This is a genomic window from Hamadaea sp. NPDC050747 (assembly GCF_040654195.1).
Classification (GTDB): Bacteria; Actinomycetota; Actinomycetes; order Mycobacteriales; family Micromonosporaceae; genus Hamadaea.
Genome location: NZ_JBFAHM010000042.1, coordinates 1 through 1,091, shown reverse-complemented (window position 1 = coordinate 1,091; position 1,091 = coordinate 1). Strand labels below are relative to the sequence as shown.

Below are 1,091 nucleotides of genomic sequence, written 5' to 3'. Positions count from 1 at the left end.
CTAGGTGTTCTGTCCACGGACGTTGGTGACTGGATCTTGAAAGGGTGAGGACCTCCGGGTAGGTGTGGAGCTACCAAGACAGCCACCCCACCCGGAGGTCCTCGTGCCCCACCGTAATGCACCCTTGACCGAGACTGGTCGCTTGCGCCTGGCTCGTTGCATCGTCGAGGACGGTTGGCCCTTGCGTCGGGCCGCCGAGCGGTTCCAGGTTTCACCCACGACGGCGAAGCGCTGGGCCGATCGGTATCGCGAGTCCGGCGAGGCGGGGATGGCGGATCGCTCCAGCCGGCCGCGTCGCAGCCCGCGGCAAACCCCCAGGCCGATCGAACGTAAGGTGCTGCACCTGCGGGCGACGCGTCGGTGGGGACCGGCCCGGATCGCCGGTCGGCTCGGTCTACATGCCTCGACCGTGCACAAGATCCTGCGCCGGGCCGGCGTTGCTCGGCTAGCCGACCTGGACCGGGCGACCCGCCGCCCGATTCGCCGCTACGAGCACGCCGCGCCCGGTGACCTGGTCCACGTCGACGTCAAGAAGCTGGGCAACATACCCGATCAGGGCGGCTGGCGGGTGCATGGCAGAAAGGTCGGCAACCGGCACAAGGTCGCTCACTCCACCGACCGGCGAAGCCGCCGGGGCAACAAAGTGATCGGCTACGGCTACCTGCACACCGCGATCGACGACCACTCGCGGCTGGCGTACACCGAGATCCTCGAAGACGAGACCACACAGACCGCTGTGGCGTTCTGGCGGCGTGCACACGCCTGGTTCGCCGCTCACGGCATCACCATCGCGAGGGTGATCACCGACAACGGCTCCTGCTATCGATCCCGGCTGTGGAAAGACACGCTCACCACCGCCGGGATCAAGGCCAAAAAGACACGTCCCTACCGGCCGCAGACCAACGGCAAGGTCGAGCGCTTCCACCGCACCCTCGCCGACGAATGGGCCTACGCCCGCGCGTACCCCTCAGAAACCGCCCGCCGCAAGGCCTTGCCCGCCTGGCTGCACATGTACAACCATCACCGAGCACACACCGCACTCGGCGGTCGGCCACCCGCAAGCCGTGTTCCCAACCTGAGTGGGCAGAACA

At 67.5% G+C, this 1,091-nt stretch carries 1 protein-coding gene; it reads left to right on the top strand.

The genetic code is table 11. The features are described 5' to 3' along the window. Nucleotides 1-103: 103 nt before the first annotated feature. On the top strand, nucleotides 104-1,091 hold a 988-nt coding region (locus tag AB0H43_RS38945), incomplete at its 3' end, for an IS481 family transposase (RefSeq protein WP_360008702.1).